The sequence below is a fragment of the Hwanghaeella sp. genome (genome assembly GCF_965227365.1).
In the GTDB taxonomy this organism is placed as follows: Bacteria; Pseudomonadota; Alphaproteobacteria; order UBA8366; family Aestuariispiraceae; genus Hwanghaeella.
Window position 1 is genome coordinate 2,796,104 of sequence record NZ_OZ245754.1, and the last position, 15,256, is coordinate 2,811,359.

General features: G+C 58.9%; 18 protein-coding genes. 13 read left to right on the forward strand and 5 right to left on the reverse strand.

Annotated elements, in window-relative coordinates; genetic code table 11:
- The first annotated feature begins 1 nt into the window (after position 1).
- The 6 genes from ACQK2G_RS12745 to ACQK2G_RS12770 all read left to right on the forward strand — a co-directional run bounded on the left by ACQK2G_RS12745 (position 2) and on the right by ACQK2G_RS12770 (position 5,200).
- Positions 2-481 carry a hypothetical protein gene (locus ACQK2G_RS12745; protein ID WP_425405412.1) on the forward strand — a complete coding sequence of 160 codons (480 nt, stop codon included), beginning with the start codon at positions 2-4 and terminating at the stop codon, positions 479-481.
- Positions 478-1,587 carry a class I SAM-dependent methyltransferase gene (locus ACQK2G_RS12750; protein WP_425405413.1) on the forward strand — a complete coding sequence of 370 codons (1,110 nt, stop codon included), beginning with the start codon at positions 478-480 and terminating at the stop codon, positions 1,585-1,587. Before ACQK2G_RS12745 ends, ACQK2G_RS12750 begins: the two co-directional genes overlap by 4 nt.
- 40 nt (positions 1,588-1,627) lie before the next feature.
- Complete coding sequence (dctP, locus tag ACQK2G_RS12755; protein WP_425405414.1) at positions 1,628-2,629, forward strand: TRAP transporter substrate-binding protein DctP; 1,002 nt, start codon at positions 1,628-1,630, stop codon at positions 2,627-2,629.
- A 96-nt stretch (positions 2,630-2,725) separates the two neighbouring features.
- Positions 2,726-3,277: a TRAP transporter small permease gene (locus ACQK2G_RS12760; protein ID WP_425405415.1), complete on the forward strand. Its 552-nt coding sequence runs from the start codon at positions 2,726-2,728 to the stop codon at positions 3,275-3,277.
- Positions 3,277-4,614, forward strand: coding sequence for a TRAP transporter large permease (locus ACQK2G_RS12765; protein WP_425405416.1), 1,338 nt, complete (start codon positions 3,277-3,279; stop codon positions 4,612-4,614). Before ACQK2G_RS12760 ends, ACQK2G_RS12765 begins: the two co-directional genes overlap by 1 nt.
- 10 nt (positions 4,615-4,624) lie before the next feature.
- Entirely contained in the window at positions 4,625-5,200 is a 576-nt protein-coding gene (locus ACQK2G_RS12770) for a nuclear transport factor 2 family protein (RefSeq protein ID WP_425405417.1), read from the forward strand.
- An 8-nt stretch (positions 5,201-5,208) separates the two neighbouring features.
- Here ACQK2G_RS12770 and ACQK2G_RS12775 read toward each other — a convergent pair whose 3' ends face one another.
- The 4 genes from ACQK2G_RS12775 to ACQK2G_RS12790 form a co-directional block, all read right to left on the reverse strand.
- On the reverse strand, positions 5,209-5,715 hold the full coding sequence (locus ACQK2G_RS12775) for a DinB family protein (RefSeq protein ID WP_425405418.1): 507 nt from the start codon (positions 5,713-5,715) through the stop codon (positions 5,209-5,211).
- Between the two features lie 80 nt (positions 5,716-5,795).
- The gene (locus tag ACQK2G_RS12780; protein ID WP_425405419.1) at positions 5,796-7,136 is read right to left on the reverse strand and encodes a TRAP transporter large permease; all 1,341 of its coding nucleotides are present in this window, start codon (positions 7,134-7,136) and stop codon (positions 5,796-5,798) included.
- A 14-nt stretch (positions 7,137-7,150) separates the two neighbouring features.
- Positions 7,151-7,795: a TRAP transporter small permease subunit gene (locus ACQK2G_RS12785; protein WP_425405420.1), complete on the reverse strand. Its 645-nt coding sequence runs from the start codon at positions 7,793-7,795 to the stop codon at positions 7,151-7,153.
- A 140-nt stretch (positions 7,796-7,935) separates the two neighbouring features.
- Positions 7,936-8,961: a TRAP transporter substrate-binding protein gene (locus ACQK2G_RS12790; RefSeq protein WP_425405421.1), complete on the reverse strand. Its 1,026-nt coding sequence runs from the start codon at positions 8,959-8,961 to the stop codon at positions 7,936-7,938.
- A gap of 266 nt (positions 8,962-9,227) precedes the next feature.
- Between ACQK2G_RS12790 and ACQK2G_RS12795 the strand changes: the two genes are divergently transcribed.
- The 4 genes from ACQK2G_RS12795 to ACQK2G_RS12810 all read left to right on the forward strand — a co-directional run bounded on the left by ACQK2G_RS12795 (position 9,228) and on the right by ACQK2G_RS12810 (position 11,710).
- Positions 9,228-9,989: a FadR/GntR family transcriptional regulator gene (locus ACQK2G_RS12795; protein ID WP_425405422.1), complete on the forward strand. Its 762-nt coding sequence runs from the start codon at positions 9,228-9,230 to the stop codon at positions 9,987-9,989.
- 107 nt (positions 9,990-10,096) lie between these two features.
- Complete coding sequence (locus ACQK2G_RS12800) at positions 10,097-10,477, forward strand: helix-turn-helix domain-containing protein (RefSeq protein WP_425405423.1); 381 nt, start codon at positions 10,097-10,099, stop codon at positions 10,475-10,477.
- Positions 10,478-10,730: 253 nt separating this feature from the next.
- Positions 10,731-10,886, forward strand: coding sequence for a hypothetical protein (locus tag ACQK2G_RS12805; protein WP_425405424.1), 156 nt, complete (start codon positions 10,731-10,733; stop codon positions 10,884-10,886).
- Positions 10,883-11,710, forward strand: a complete 828-nt coding sequence (locus ACQK2G_RS12810; RefSeq protein ID WP_425405425.1) for a hypothetical protein — start codon at positions 10,883-10,885, stop codon at positions 11,708-11,710. The genes ACQK2G_RS12805 and ACQK2G_RS12810 overlap by 4 nt, the downstream gene beginning before the upstream one ends.
- On the opposite strand, the gene ACQK2G_RS12815 is transcribed toward ACQK2G_RS12810, so the two are convergent.
- A complete protein-coding gene (locus ACQK2G_RS12815) occupies positions 11,663-12,391 on the reverse strand; it encodes a hypothetical protein (RefSeq protein ID WP_425405426.1) in 729 nt (242 codons plus the stop codon). The two genes, ACQK2G_RS12810 and ACQK2G_RS12815, sit on opposite strands and share 48 nt — an antisense overlap.
- Before the next feature lie 292 nt (positions 12,392-12,683).
- On the opposite strand from ACQK2G_RS12815, the gene ACQK2G_RS12820 reads away from it, so the two are divergent.
- Genes ACQK2G_RS12820 through ACQK2G_RS12830 form a run of 3 tightly spaced genes read left to right on the forward strand, consistent with a single transcriptional unit; the run spans position 12,684 to position 15,149 of the window.
- On the forward strand, positions 12,684-12,986 hold the full coding sequence (locus tag ACQK2G_RS12820) for a hypothetical protein (protein ID WP_425405427.1): 303 nt from the start codon (positions 12,684-12,686) through the stop codon (positions 12,984-12,986).
- Between the two features lie 34 nt (positions 12,987-13,020).
- Positions 13,021-14,613, forward strand: a complete 1,593-nt coding sequence (locus ACQK2G_RS12825) for a PepSY domain-containing protein (RefSeq protein WP_425405428.1) — start codon at positions 13,021-13,023, stop codon at positions 14,611-14,613.
- A complete protein-coding gene (locus ACQK2G_RS12830; RefSeq protein WP_425405429.1) occupies positions 14,610-15,149 on the forward strand; it encodes a hypothetical protein in 540 nt (179 codons plus the stop codon). The genes ACQK2G_RS12825 and ACQK2G_RS12830 overlap by 4 nt, the downstream gene beginning before the upstream one ends.
- The last annotated feature ends 107 nt before the right edge of the window (positions 15,150-15,256 follow it).

The window sequence follows — 15,256 nt, forward strand, 5'->3', positions numbered from 1 at the left end:
GATGGACTTCCCAACCCGTCTCTCACAGAATGTTGCGCAGAAGGCCATGGTTTGGGCCATGGCGTTGACCGAAGCGGATGTCCATGGAGGCGCCCCGGTGAATAGAGCCGCGGAAGACGCGATCAACGGCCTGCCCATCAACGGGACGGACCGACCGGATCAAAACTCCCCAGACGGCGGAGCATATTTCGACGACTCCTCCTCCGCGCCTCGCCCAGAACAGACGTTTTTCGACGACCCAGCGATGGATCGCATGATGGGTGTCGTTTGGGCCTTGGCGACAGAAGTCTACGTTCTGCGCGACCGAATGCAGACGCTGGAAGAGAACCTTTCCAAAAGCGGAGCGATTGATCTCTCCGCTTTGGATGCCGAGGCAACACCGCAGGAACTGATGGAAAAAGCTGCCGACCGGGATGCCTTCGTCGCCCATTTGATGGATAACCTGATGGGCATCCAAGCCGCGAAAGGGCCTCTGCGATGAGCGTCCGTGAAAAAAGCAACCGGCGCGACCCCGGCTTGAACGGACGGTCCTTCACCGCGGCGCAATCCTTCCTGCTGTCCAGCAAACTCTACTGGACACGCAACATGTTCCCTGCCCTGCGCGAAACCTACGACAGCAGGGCTGCAAAACAGGGAAACGCGCCGGAAACGGCAGCAGATGTTGCGGACCTGATCGGGCAGACGCCGGACTATCAGGTCTACGCCTGGCTCGAACGGCATCTACAACGTTTCAAGTATTCAGGCCGATACGGCCTGCAAGCCTATCACGACGGCATGCGGGAAGAGTTACTTCAAAATCTCGACGATGCGGACTTGCGCGACGGGATGTTGACCCTCGACCCCGATTTGGAACTGCCGCGCTATTACAAGGCTGTGGATATCCACCAGCACCCGGGCGGTGTCTGGAGCGATGAGATCGCCGGTTTTGTTTACGAACGCGGTGCCCGATCGACCACGCCGACAATGGGCACGCGCCATGCGGATTTGCACGACCGCTTGGTGATGGCGGTCGACGACGCCATGGAGAATGAGCCAGCGGATATCTTCGATATGGCTTGCGGTTTTGGAAAGAGTACTGGGCCCTTCATTGAACGCTATCGAAACGCCAAGATAACGGGCATGGACCTTTCCGCTCCCTGCGTCCGCCTTGCAGCGAAGATCGCTTCCGAGAATCAGTCACCCAATGTCCGCTACAAGCAGGGCAACGCCTACGACTCCGGTTTCGAGAATGAGAGTTTCGACCTCGTCACCTCAACGATGTTCCTGCATGAAATGCCGCCGCCCCAGATCGAGAAGACGATAGAGGAAGCAGCGCGTTTGCTGCGGCCGGGCGGTTTCATGGCGCATCTGGATTTCTATCACCTGCCCGACGCCTTCGCGCGTTTCATCCATTACGGCCACGGCCGTCGCAATAACGAGCCCTTCATGGAACCGCTCGCGGAAATGGACCTTGCGGGACTGCTGGAACGGTGTGGCTTCACGGACATAAGAATAGGGCCCTTCGCGGAAGACGACGGGGTCCTAGAAGAGGGATATCGCGCCTGGCGGTTCCCTTGGACGCTGATAACAGGGATCAAGGCAGCGTAATCGAAAATCAAGACACGGCATCACCTAAGGGAGTATCGAGATGCAGAAAAAACTGAAGCATGTATTGGCGGCGGCCGGTCTGGCCATGATCGCCGGCGGCACTTTCGGCGCAACAGGCGCCCAGGCCGAGACCACGGTTTCGATGGTCTATCCGTTCCCGGATTTCCTGGTCTACACGAAGAGCTGCAAGGAATTCGCCGAGAAGGTGAACGCCGCCGGCGTCATCAAGATCGACGTGAAACCCTTCAACTCCATCGGCATGTTCGAACAGGCCGGCGAAATCCGCAAAGGCACGATCGACTTGTCCTGCCTGCCGGCTGCCTTCTACGCCCGCGGCCTGCCCGAGAATGAAGCGATCTCAACCTCCAACTCTTCGCCTGCGGCAGTCCGCGCCAATGGCGGCATGGCGATCATCGACGAATTGCACCAGAAATACATGAACATGAAGTATCTGGGCTGGGTCGATACCGGCGTTAAGTTCCACGTCTATTTCAAGGACGCGCCGAAATTCGGCGACGATGGCTTGCCCGATCTGAGCAACGTGAAGATGCGCGACAACCCGATCTATGGCGCCTTCTTCCGCGCCCTGAAGGCGGAAACACACCAGATGCCGGTTACCGACGTCTATGCGGCAATCCAGAAAGGCGTGGTCAATGCAAGCGCTTGGACCTCAATTGGTGTCAAAGGCCTGAAGTGGGACGAATTCCTTCGTCATCGTCTGGATCCGGATTTCTATCAAACGGATATCGGCATCATCATGAATCTGGACACCTGGAACAGCCTGTCGGAAGCGGAACAGAAAGCCCTGCAGGATGCGGTGATCGAACATGAAGAATCCAGCCGTAAAGCCCGCATGGCCGAGGTCGTTCAAGAAAAGGCCGACCTGGAAGCCGCCGGCATGGAGGTGCATGTGGTGCCGAACTCGGAGGCCTACCTCAAGATCGCGATCGACTCGGCCTACGAACGTATGAACGAACGTCTGAAGAGCGACGACCGTCCCCTCGACGCGGCAGAGAAACTCCGCGGCCTGTACCTCGAATAGGCCCATGGTGTAACGATTGCAGTCCCGGACGGCATCCGCCTGTCCGGGACTCATTCATTTCCGAACTATTTTTTTACGGGACTGGGCCCATTCCGAATGGCTGCTGACTATACCCCCGAAACGAAACACGAATGGCTGGAACGAATTGACGCCGGCTATTCCCTGATCGTGCGTCTGATGTTTTACGCCGCCAGTCTCTATGTCGGGATGATGATGGTGGTGATCGTTTATTACACCTCGTTCCGCAGCATGGGCTGGGACTATAACGATTATTCCTTCACCTTTATCGAATACGGTTTCATTTATGTCTTGATGCTGGGTTGTCCCTGGATGGTCCGCCAGCGCGCCCATGTTTACATCGAACTGGTGACCGCCGCGGTGCCCGACCAAGTGCGGGTCGTCCTGTCGCGCGCCATCGCCGCGGCCTGTTTCCTCGTTTGTCTGACGCTTGCGGTCTATACCGGCATGCAGACATGGCAGGATTACAGCTGGGGACAGTATGACGAATTGCGCGGCCAGTTGGATATCAAGCGCTGGATCGTCATCGTTGCCATGCCGATCGGTTTCGGCTTCACGGCCCTCGAATTTATTCGTTTCGTATTCGGATCCTCCCTGATCCATACCGGCGAGATGGGAGTGCACGAATAATGGAATGGTATTGGACGCTTTCCATCTTTTTCGGCTCGATCCTGGGGCTGATGATCATAGGGTTTCCGGTCGGCGTGGCCTTCCTGGCGGTAAACATCGTTGCCGCGATGGTCTATTTCGGCGGCAGCGGCCCGATCCTTCTGCAGTTGGAACGCGGGGTCGGCACCTTGGCGGGAAATGCCTTCGGGTCGATGGCGAACTTTGCGCTGGTTCCAATACCGATGTTCCTGCTGATGGGTGAGCTCTTTTTCCATACCGGCCTCGCCAATCGAATGTTCAACGCCATTGAGCGCCTGATGGGCCGCGTTCCCGCGCGTCTTTCCTATGTGACCGTCGCCGGCGGCACCGCCTTCGCGACGCTCAGCGGGTCCTCCATGGGCAGCACCGCACTGATGGGTACCTTGATGGTGCCGGAAATGAGCAAGCGCGGGTACAAGAAACGCATGTCTATCGGCCCGATCCTGGGCACGGGCGGCATTGCCATGCTGATCCCGCCCTCCGCGCTTGCCGTTCTACTCGGAACGCTCGCGGAACTCGATATCGGCGCCCTGCTGATCGCCGGCGTGGTCCCCGGTCTGATGCTTGCCGTCATGTATGCCATCCTGATCTATGCGATGGCCAAGCTCGACCCCGAAGCCGCCCCGCCCTATGACGTGGAAATGGCATCATGGGGTGAACGGGTCGTCCTTCTTCTGCGTGATGTCGTGCCGATGATCTCGGTCGTCATCGGCGTCATCGTTCTGATCATGGTCGGCTGGGCGACCCCGTCGGAAGCCGCGGCCTTCGGATGCCTCGGCGTCGTTTTCCTGGCAATCGTGTTCCGCTCCTTGTCGATCGAAGCCCTCTGGAAATCGCTTCAAGGGGCGACGCGCGTGACGGTGGTGGCGCTGCTGATCATTTTCGGCTCCGCCACATTCAGCAAGACGCTTGCCTTCTCCGGCGGCAGCGCCGGGTTGATCGATTGGGTCACCGGCTTCGATATTTCCGCCTATACCATGCTGGGCGCCATGTTCCTGATCCTGCTATTGCTGGGTATGTTCATGGACCAGTTGTCGATGATGCTGTTGACGGTGCCAATCTTCTTCCCGCTGGCGCTGCAATACGGGTTCGACCCGATCTGGTTCGGCGTCATCATCTTGCTGGCAATGGAAATAAGTTTCACCACGCCGCCCTTTGGGCTGCTGCTGTTCGTCATGCAGGGTGTCGCGCCCCCGGGGACACGGTTCTCGGAGATCTGTATCGCGGCTATCCCGTTTATGGCCTGCGCGATGCTGCTGGTGCTAATGATCGTGATCTTCCCGGAAATCGTCACCTGGCTGCCATCCGTCAGCCGATAGGAGAACGACCATGCCTGTCATCAACGTAACCATGCTTGGCGGTGTCTATGACGAAGAGGTCAAGACAAGGATCGCAGAGGCACTGACGGACGCGATGCGCACCGTCATCGCCGCACCGCCGGAAGGCGTGATCGTCGCGTTGAACGAATTGCCGGCCGGGAATTACATGCGCGGGCGCACGTTCAAGACGCCCGGCCCTGCGCTGCCCGACGCACGAGCGGTTGTTCGTAGCTTTCTGGAGCGGATGGAGGCACGCGATCTCGAGGGCGCACGCAGCCTGTTGGCGGACGAATTCCGCATGATCTTTCCGGGCGGAGAGGAGTTCTCAGCCTTGGAGGAACTGATCGCCTGGGCCAAGCCGCGCTATAACTGGGTCAAGAAAACCTATGACGACTGGGATGCCGCCGCGCGCGAGGACGGCGTCGCCGTCACATGCCAGGGCACCCTGCGCGGCGAATTTCCCGACGGCAAAGCGTTCGATGGCGTTCGCTTTGTCGATTGGTTCCTGGTGCGGGACGGCAAACTCGTCCGGCAACATGTCTGGAACGACCTTGGCGAATACATGCTGACCCAGTCCAGGGATTAGGGGCCGCCCTACCCGTCCCCCGGCATCATCACCAGATCCGTATCCTCCGGCCTGGCGCCGGCGGCGGTCAACATCGCATGCACTTGTCCACGATGATGGGTCTGGTGATTGAAAAAATGCACCACCACAAGCGCGGTGGGTTTCGTCGACATCTTTTTCGATATCGTGAAAAACCACGTCATTTCTCCGGCCAACCAGTCCTGATCGACGGATTTCGACCAGTCCACGATGGCAGAGTCCAGTTCCGGGCGGGCTTTCAACATTGCCGCCCAGTCCGGATAACAGTTCGGCGACGTCTCCACACCGCCCGGCGGCGGGTCTAGGTCAGAGAAGCGGCTCATCCAGATCCGGTCGGCCCATAACAGATGATTCAGGGTCGCGTGGAGCGAACCGAAAAACGCACCTCGGTCCCGGCGACGCTCCGCATCGCTCAGCCCGTCAGCGGCCAAATAGAGAGAGCGGTTCTGCCAGGCGTTATAACCCGCCATCTTCTGAACATAATCAGCGGATATCATCACCACCCTCCCAGCCTGACCACTGTATCCCAGCGGCCAGGATACGGTCTGCCTTCGCGGTAGCCAAGTATATGCGGCTGCTAATCAAGCAGGATCGAGGTGATCTCCGGGAATGCTAGCATGACGCCCAACCCGATCAACTGAATGCAAATGAAGGGCAGGAACCCCTTAAAGATGTCGGTCAGTTGGATATGCGGGGGCGCCACCGATTTCAGGTAGAAGGCCGCGGGGCCGAAAGGCGGGCTCAAGAAACTGACCTGCATGTTCATGCAAAACAGAATACCGAACCAAACCTTTAGGTGGGACGGATCCAGCCCACCGAACAATCCCATTTCGCTTGCCGTCATCCCGGCAACGATCGGCAGGAAGACCGGCATGGTCAACAGCACGATCCCGACCCAATCCATCAAGGCACCCAGGAACAGGAAGATCAGCATCATCATCAGGATGACTCCCATATTCGGCAGTTCCATCCCCAGAATGGTATTGGCGACGAAGACCGGCCCGCCCGCGATCGAATAGGCCCCGGCCAGGCAGGTCGCACCGAAAGTCACCCAAAGGATCGTCCCGGTGGACCGCATCGTGCGCTGCAACGCTTCCAAGAACAATTGCACCGAGAATTCGCCGCGAACCCAGATCAACAGCAATGTGCCGATGCATCCGATGGCGGCCGCCTCCGTAATGCCGGTTATCCCGCCATAGATCGAGCCGAGGATCGCGGTGACCAGCATGACCGGCGGCAACAGCCCCTTCAAAGCCATGATCTTGTCCCTGAGCGTCACCTCGCCCAGATCGTCCGGCAGCGGCGCCATTTCCGGCTTAAGGCGCGTCCGGACCATGATGTAGAGGATATACAGGCCGCCCAGCATCAAGCCCGGCAGGATCGCTGCGCGGAACAGCGCATGGATCGACGTTTCGGTGACGACACCGTAGATGATCAGAACAATTGACGGCGGGATCATCGTACCCAGCGAGCCGGATGCGCAAATCGTGCCAACGGCAAGGTTCTGGTTGTATCCGAGACGCAGCATCTGCGGCAGAGCAATCAGGCCCAGCAGGACGACCTCACCCCCAATGATGCCGGACATTGCCGCCATGATGATCGCCATGATGGCGGTCACGATCGCGATTCCGCCCCGCGTCCTCGCCAACCAGACGTTCAAGGCGTCATACATGTCCTTGGCGATGTTGCTGCGTTCCAGCAGCATCGCCATGAAGATGAACAACGGCACGGCCAACAACGCATGTTCGATGGTGAGATCGTACATGCGCTGGCCGAGGATGAAGAATCCGCGCTCGCCCAGTTTCCAATAGGCAACGCATACGCCGAGAAAGCCCGACGCGAGGCCCAGCGGAACACCGGCGGACAGCAGAACGATGATACCGACGAGCAGAAGGATCGAGACTTCAGCAATACCCATGACCTGAAGCCCCCTTAAAGATCATCAGCCGGGTCGTGCACGACCTTCGGCTTTTTCCAGTCCATGACCAGATTGCTAATCGTTTGTACGGCCATCCAAACACAGACGATACAGACCAGCGGCTTCATGACCGCCGGGATCGGCGGGTTCCAGGCCGAACCGTACAGTTCCCATGTCTGGAACTTCTTGAATGCAACTTTCCAGTAACCGGCAACGACCGCATAACAGAAGATGGCAATGCAGATGGTCGATACCACATCCAGGGCCCGCTGAACGTTTCGCGATACGATGTCGTAGACGATGACCACGCGAATATGGGCGCGCTGCTGCATGGCGTAGACGCCGCCAAGCAAAAAGATCACGCCGCCAAGCCAGCGCGACAACTCTTCCACCCAGAGGGTTGGCGCCTCGAACACATAGCGCATGACCACTTCGTAGAACATGATCATCATGATGAACGCCACGAAGAACATCAGGACCGAGGCCATATACAGCGTGATGATGTCTACGAAGCTGAACTTCTGTTCATCGTCACCGTGACCATGCAGCGTCTTCTTCAGCATCGGAACAAGCCGCGGTGCGACAAAGACGAACCATAGGGCCAGACCGAGCATGATGCTCGAAACCCAAATGAGGCCGCTGGTTGAGAGTTCTGGCATCCCCGCTCCCCCTGCTGGTCGTTCTACACAACCCCCTGTTTCTTTTCGTTAAGCGGATGTTAGTCGAAAAGGCAGGTCAAAAGAAACTCCGGCCGCGGCAATGAAGGACACGCCGCGGCCGGATCAAAGTTTAACCGAGTTTACTTCAGCAGACCGATTTCCTTCATGAAGGAAACATGGCTGTCGACAAGCGAGCGCGCTTCAGGCGTCTTGTCGCCCCATTCCTGCCACTTCTTCTGGGCAAACGTCCGGAACGCTTCGCGGTCCTTTTCCGACCAGTTGTAAAGGATCACACCCTCTTTCTGCAGTTGCGTCGCAGACTTGCCCATTTCGACCTGGAAGCTCAGCGAGTTGCGGAAGGACAGCTTTTCCATCGCAACTTCAACGATGGCCTTCAGATCATCGGGAAGATCATCCCAAACGTCCTTGTTGATCGCCAGATGGTCGGACGGCATTGAGTGGAAACCGGGATAGGTCGTATGCTTCACCAGGTCATAGATCCCGATGGAATCATTGGTGGTGATGTTCGAGGCATCGGCCCCGTCGATGATCTTCGTTTCCAGTGCACTGAAGACCTCACCGAAGTCCATCACGATCGGCGACGCGCCCAGTTCGGCGAAAATTTCGGTTTCGAGGCCGGGAGGCGAACGGAATTTCCAATCCTTCAGGGCATCCGGACCGGGCAGCGGCTTGGAGGAGGAAAGCGATTCCTGCCCCGGGATCCACCAACCGATGAGCTGCATGCCGTAGGAGTTGTACAGCTTCTGCGCCGCTTCCATGCCGCCGCCGTAATACAGCCACGAATACTGCTGCCAGGGCGTGTCGTAGCCGCCCATGATATCGCCGACGAACTGGAAGGCCGGGTTCTTACCGGTCTGGTATGCACCACCGGTCATGTCCCCATCCAGAACACCGTTGGCGGCGGCGTCGAACGTCTCCGTCGATTTCACGACCGAGGACGAATAAAACATCTCGATATCGATGCGGCCGCCGGACATGCGCTCCACATCGTCGGCAAATTGCTGTGCATTTTTGCCGTTCAGCGACTCGGCGCTGAGATGGGTCTGGATCCGTAAGGTGTAGTCCGCCGCGTTTGCGGTGACCGAAGCGCCAACGAATGCCATACCCAGAACGGCCGCTGTGGCCGCATTGCGAATGATTGACATGGTTTCTCTCCCTTCCTGTGACCCGGGCAATCCCCCAATGCCTTTCCCGCTGTTACAGGTCAGGTGTGATCGTTCGTCACCCGGTACTGCTTGGAGACTAACGCTACATATGTTATCTGACAACTGACAAGGTAAATGGATATACCCGTTTTCGTTCCTTTGGGTAATGCGGCCGAATCATAGCCAAATTGCGGTGCCTAAGTGCCGTGGTACCCACCCGAACCCGAACCTACGGGATAAGCTGACGCCTTTGAGGGGAGACACAGATGGCTGATCCGCGCACTGGAGCGGCAGAGCTTGTCCGGCGATTGCGGCCAGCCGCCGGCGCCACCTCTCTGGCGGATCAGATCGTGACCCAGCTGCGAGGCCAAATCCTGTCCGGCCGCCTCCAGGCTGGCGACAAATTACCGACGGAACAGGAACTCTGCGATGCCACAGGCGTTAGCCGCCCGGTCGTCCGGGAGGCGATATCGCGCCTGAAGGCGGACGGCATCATTGTCAGCCGGCAAGGGGTCGGTGTTTTCGTTGTCGATGACAAACGGCGCATGCCTTTCCGCATCGAAGCGCATCATTTCGACGACCAGCGCAATCTACTGAACGTCATGGAACTGCGCCTGTGCGTGGAGGTCGAAGGCGCCGCAATGGCCGCCGTGAAGCGCAGCGACGCCGATCTGGCGCTGATCGACGAAGCTTTGACCGCGATGAAGGACGCCGTTGCCGACAAGGGGTCCGCCGTAGAGGAGGACTTTGCTTTTCATTGCGCCATCGCCGCGGCAACCGGAAACGAGTTGATCGAGGGTTTCCTGCGGTTCTTGGGCGTGTTCGTCATTCCACGCCCCCTTCTTCGCATGCGTCCGGAAGACCCGAGGAAAGGCGCGGCCTATATGGAGCGTCTGGTGGAAGAGCATCAGGCGGTGCGGGACGCTGTCGCCGCCGGCGACCCGGACGCCGCCAGGGAGGCCATGCGACTGCATCTGGAACGCGGCATGGCCTTTAACCAGAATGCGACCACCGACGAATTCGGATGAAGACCCGCTCACGCGCGATGTGCGGCAACGGCTATTTTCCCAACTGAATATTCCCGTTTCCGTCAAACCGCTGTACCTTCCCGGCGATGCTCCTTGGGTAAGGCACAATGAACACCACCGAGAACGGCCTACGGCCCGCGCGCCTCAGGGCTGAACTGTCGCTGGAAGAAGCGGCTTTACGCCTTCGGATCACACCGGAACGCTTGGCGCGCTGGGAAAACGGAGAGGAAATCCCCGGTACGGATTCCTTGTTCGAACTATCCGTGATCTACGGGGTTCCGCCGCATAGATTGCTCCTCAGCCTTGGCGAAAAGTCCGGCGGCGGCGATTTCCTGCCTGACGCAACCGTTCCCGCGCTGGACGATTTCCGACGCGAACTTCTGGCGATGAGGGACGTCGAACTCCTTCCTTTGGATGACGAAACGATAGAGTACTGCGTCGGGGCACTCAGGGCTCGGCTCGATCAGCAGAAACCGCAGAGTAAATGACCGCGCCGCCAAGTATTGGCGTAGCGCAAATTGCGGTATTTCAATACAATAGCGATATCTTCTTATGGAACTACTTTTGTCGTGACTGTTTGGCGATTTGACACGGACGGCCATTAAAACTTAACGTCCGGTCATACGTAAGAAGGACAACGTCGTGAAAAACAGTGTAAATTGGCTCGCTGGACGACGTCGAGGAGGGCCCAGGCCCGCCCGCCCCGATACGGCGAAGTTGTTTCTTTTGAAGATGCTGGTTATGGCCGCGATTGATGAAGACAAGCCGCTGCAGGACAAACTGGCCGAACATTTCGCCGGTTGGCTGCACGATCCAGATGCAGCCGCATTGATCGAAAACGCGGCCTTGTTCGACACGGCGGTCGCCGATTTGAAACGCAAGGTGGGTAACGGTTGAAGCCGGAACAGATAAGACCCGATGCGCTGATACCGGAGGACGGCGCCTGGTTGATCACGGCGGAGGATTCATTCCGCTTTGAGAAACAGGACGACCCGTACCACGAAACCATGCGGTATGTCCTGAAGATGGGCGCCGTCATCCTGATCTGGACCGGCAATGTCGCCGAATTGCGCTTCAACGTTGCCGATGTCAGCTACGAATGTCTGACGGCGGGCTTGGCGCACAAGCTATACCCGCTCGCCTTCGCGCCAATGGATGTGGCCAAGAAGGTCCGCCGCCAAGCCATCACGCGCCAGCAGGCAGAGGCGATGGCGGCCGATTTCCTACGTTACCGGTCTCTTGAACTGACGCCGCGCACGGTCATCGTCGATTTGCCGCCTGCGCAGATCCTTGCCTCCTCCCCCTTGTTGCAGGCGCATTACGCCGATTGGCGGAACAGCGAGGCGGCGCATGAGGATGAACTCATAAAACTGGTCCGGAAAGACGGGCAGTTTTTCGTCGAAGCGATCGGACGCCGCTCCGCCGCGGCCCGTTTCCATGGATTGGAATGGATCGCAAAGTCCATCGGCACCCCGACACTAAAACCGAACGCCAACGAATTCGAACGCGCCGTCGACCGCGATTATTACCGCGTTATTGAGCAGCGCGTCCCGATCCTTCAGGACGTGCACGCCTATGTTCCGGAAGAAGATGATCGAGGGCGGCGGGAATCCTACCGCCGCCTGATCACACCGATCACTGAGCCGGATGGGGCCGAAGGCGTCCTGGTCGCCTCATGTGTGCTGCGGGATATACCGGTCCCGGGCAAAACCACCGAATAGATCGCCAAAATCCGACGCGGCGGTGAAGGTCAGCCAGACGTCGTCCTGCGTCCCGTCCGGACGGGTCCATGTCGCCCCATGCGGGTAGCATTGGTAGTGGCCATATTGGATCGGGATCCCCCGAACGGCGAGCGCCTGTTCGCAGAATCCGAACATGAAACGCGCCTCGTGCTGGCAAAAGGCGGTTCCCATCGCCAGCCTTAGGATCAGATCGGAAATCCCCTTGCCGCGAAAACCAGGGACTTCCTCGGTCTCTGGCCGGAACCAGGTTTCACCGAAATAGCAGCCGACACCGTGCAACCGCCAGGCCGCCGCCGCCCGGACCTCAGGGATCGGATTGTTCTCCCATTGATTTCCAGGGACATAGAGCCCGCCGTCGGTCGTCAGATGATCGGCCAGCGACCGGTCACCCAAATCAATGCCGCGGCAAGCCTGAAAGACGGCAGGTCCGTAACGATCCAATCCGACCAGCCAGAAAGCATCCAGCAGTTCGGCTGAGATGGCGATGGCATCGTGCCGGAAGATCTTCTGCGGCTGCCCCTGATCGGGCCGCGCGCCCTTGTAGATCATCTCCAATTCCGGGCCAGGCCCGAGCAAACGCAGGGTCAACCCCTGCTCTTCCATCTTTTCACACAGGTAAGAAACCATCCGAATGACGGTAAGCGTATTGAACGCGTCCATAGTACCCCCCTTGGTCGAATGAAATGACGCAAAAGGAGGTTGAATTGACTCGGGGCTCACCGACAAATTTTGCCATGTCCGGTTGGCGATAGCGGTATTCCATTCTACGAGGACGAGTCCGTTCCTTGGCCCTATCCGGGCGAAACCGACCGCCTCGAAAATTTCGCTGAACTTTTCCGTCCCTCATACGTCATCCCAGTAGAAGGCGGAGAATTCTCCCGGCCGCACCGTCTCCCAGCCGGAACGGTGTGCCGGGCCGTGACGCGTTCCGGAACAGCTGGAGACGATCGACATGCATCCATGGCTAACGAAGGCCGTCGATACGGTGAATGGCCACCCCAAAGCCACCCGTTGGGTCCTGGCCGGGCCCGGGGCGCTGATCGTTGCCACCCTGTTCATGGCGGCAATGCCTGTCTGGCTGCCATCCGGGACCGCGGGTGTAGACAACATCGTCTACCCCCTGGTCCTGGCGCCACTGCTGTGGACGGCCGTCTTCCTCTACGCCTGCCTCGAGGAGAACCTAGGCCGCGGGGCCGCCGCGATGTCGGCCGCCATCCTGCTGCAAGGTGCGATCGTCGTTCTCGCCTTCGTCTGACCCATCGTCCCTTTCGCCATTGGGAGCCACAACCATGCAAGCGCTATCACAATCCCAATTGAAGAGACTGACCGCCATACACGGCTGGTCCGGCATCGTGCTGGGCCTGCTTCTCTACGCAGTGGTGGTTACCGGCACGGTCGTGGTCTTCGAGTCCGAGATCGCTTCATGGTCGGTAGGCGGCCCGCGCAGCACGGATCAAATAACCGCATCGATAGACGACAAGGTCCGCCCTTTGATCGACAAGGTCAGCAAAGGCTATCAGCAGGAGGTCGGGGTCTGGGTAAATGAACAAGGCCACCTGATGGTCTTTCCGCATGGTCATGCGCGGAACCCGGATACCGGGGAAATGAGCGATATCGGTACCATGTTCCGCGCCGACCCGATAACGGGCGACGTGCTGGAACGCCACGAAGGCTTCATCTGGGAGGATCAGCCGGCATGGGCTGCCAGTGCTTTGAGTCGCTTCCTGATCGATCTTCACGTACAGCTTTATGTCCCAGAGCCCTGGGGTCTGATCCTCACCGGCATCCTGGGCCTGTCGATGATGGCCGCAGGCGCGACAGGTTTCCTGCTGCATCGGCACCTGATCCGCGACCTGTTCGTCCCGGTACGCAGGGGCGAGCGCCTGGTGACGTCGCGCGATCGGCATATCCTGGCAGCCAGTTGGTCCCTTCCCTTCGCGTTTCTGCTCGGCTTTACCGGGTCATACTTCAGTTTCGCAGGGTCTGTCGGTTTTCCCCTGTTGAGCATGATCGCGTTCGGCGGCGACCGGGAAGCAATGGCGGAAACACTATTCGAACCGCCGGTCGTGACGGACGAAACCCGTATTCCGATGGCCGATCTGGATGCGATGATCGCGGAATCGTCAAGAATTACAGGGTCGGTTCCGACCTATATCGGCATTTCCCGCTATGGGCGGGCGGATTCCCGCATCAGCATCTGGCATTACCCTCCGGCCGGAACCCTGCAATACGTCCACAACGTATTCGACGGTGCCAAGGGGCAATTCCTGGGGCGTAGGCCCATTGTCGGGAATACGCCGTCGACCGCCAGTGATCTTGCCGGATTGATGGCACCGCTGCATTTCGGCCATTTTGCCGGTGTCCTGTCCAAATCAATCTGGGTGGGCCTCGGCGCGGCAATGAGCTTTGTCATTCTCTCCGGCCTGCGTCTGTGGATCCGGCGCCGACAGGACGATCGGTTATGGCGCGGTTTCGCGCGTGCGGTGACGGTGGTCGGTTATGGCCTGCCGCTGTCGATCCTGGGCTGTACCTATGCCTATCTACTGGCTCTGCCGGGGGATGATCCTTTCTGGTGGACGCCGGCAGGGTTCGTCTTCACCGCCCTGTCCGCGATTGCCTTGGGATTCGCAACGCACCGGGACGATCAACTGTCGGCGATCTTCCGCCGGATAATCGCTGTCGGCTGTCTGCTCCTGCCCGTCACGCGGATGGCCATGGGCGGGACGAGTTGGGCGGAGGCCTTGGCCTTCAACCGGGGTGCCATATTTTCGATCGATCTGATGCTGTTGATCGGCGGCGGTCTGCTGTTGTTCTTCTGCCTGCGGCGGAAAAGTCGACCCGGCGTCCCAGTCCGAGCTGCTGTTCCGGAACCCGCCGAATGATTGTTGCCTCTTACATCGCCGCAATCGCCGTGACGTTGACCGCCGTCGTGTATATCGCCGCAACCGACCCGAAGCGCAGGCGCGTCTCCGGTTTACCGCCCTACACAGGACAAAGGCGAGCCGTCCTAGCTTTGTTCGCGGCGCTGGTGCCCGCCGCTGTCCTGATCGCCGTGGGGGATGGTGCCGGACTCGTCGTCTGGTTGGGGGCCACGACGATTATGGGATGGGGCGTGGCCGCGTTACCGCCGCGACAGTCCAAACGGATCGGCATCTGGATCACCCAAGCGCTTGGAAAGGTCGCGCGAGGTGGTCCGGCGGCCTTGCGCCTTGGTCGTCAGATCGTCTCCGGGACCAGTCAAATCCTTACAGCGCCAGGGCGACTGGGCGACCTGCAAACGCGTGTCGTCGTACTGGAAAAGGCAATCGCGGACCTTCAGGCTGAAATGGTCTCTAGAACTGCTCCGGAGAAGGCCGCTTCCGCTCAAAAACTGACCACAGCGCTACCCAACGGATCGAAACCGCGCATCACCCATTGAAACCCCAAAACCGCACAAACATCCGTCGCCTTTCAGATTTTGCCATAATAGAGCTCGCGTAAGGGTGTGAGCGGTCGACGATTCAATTTAAACAGTCCTGATCACTC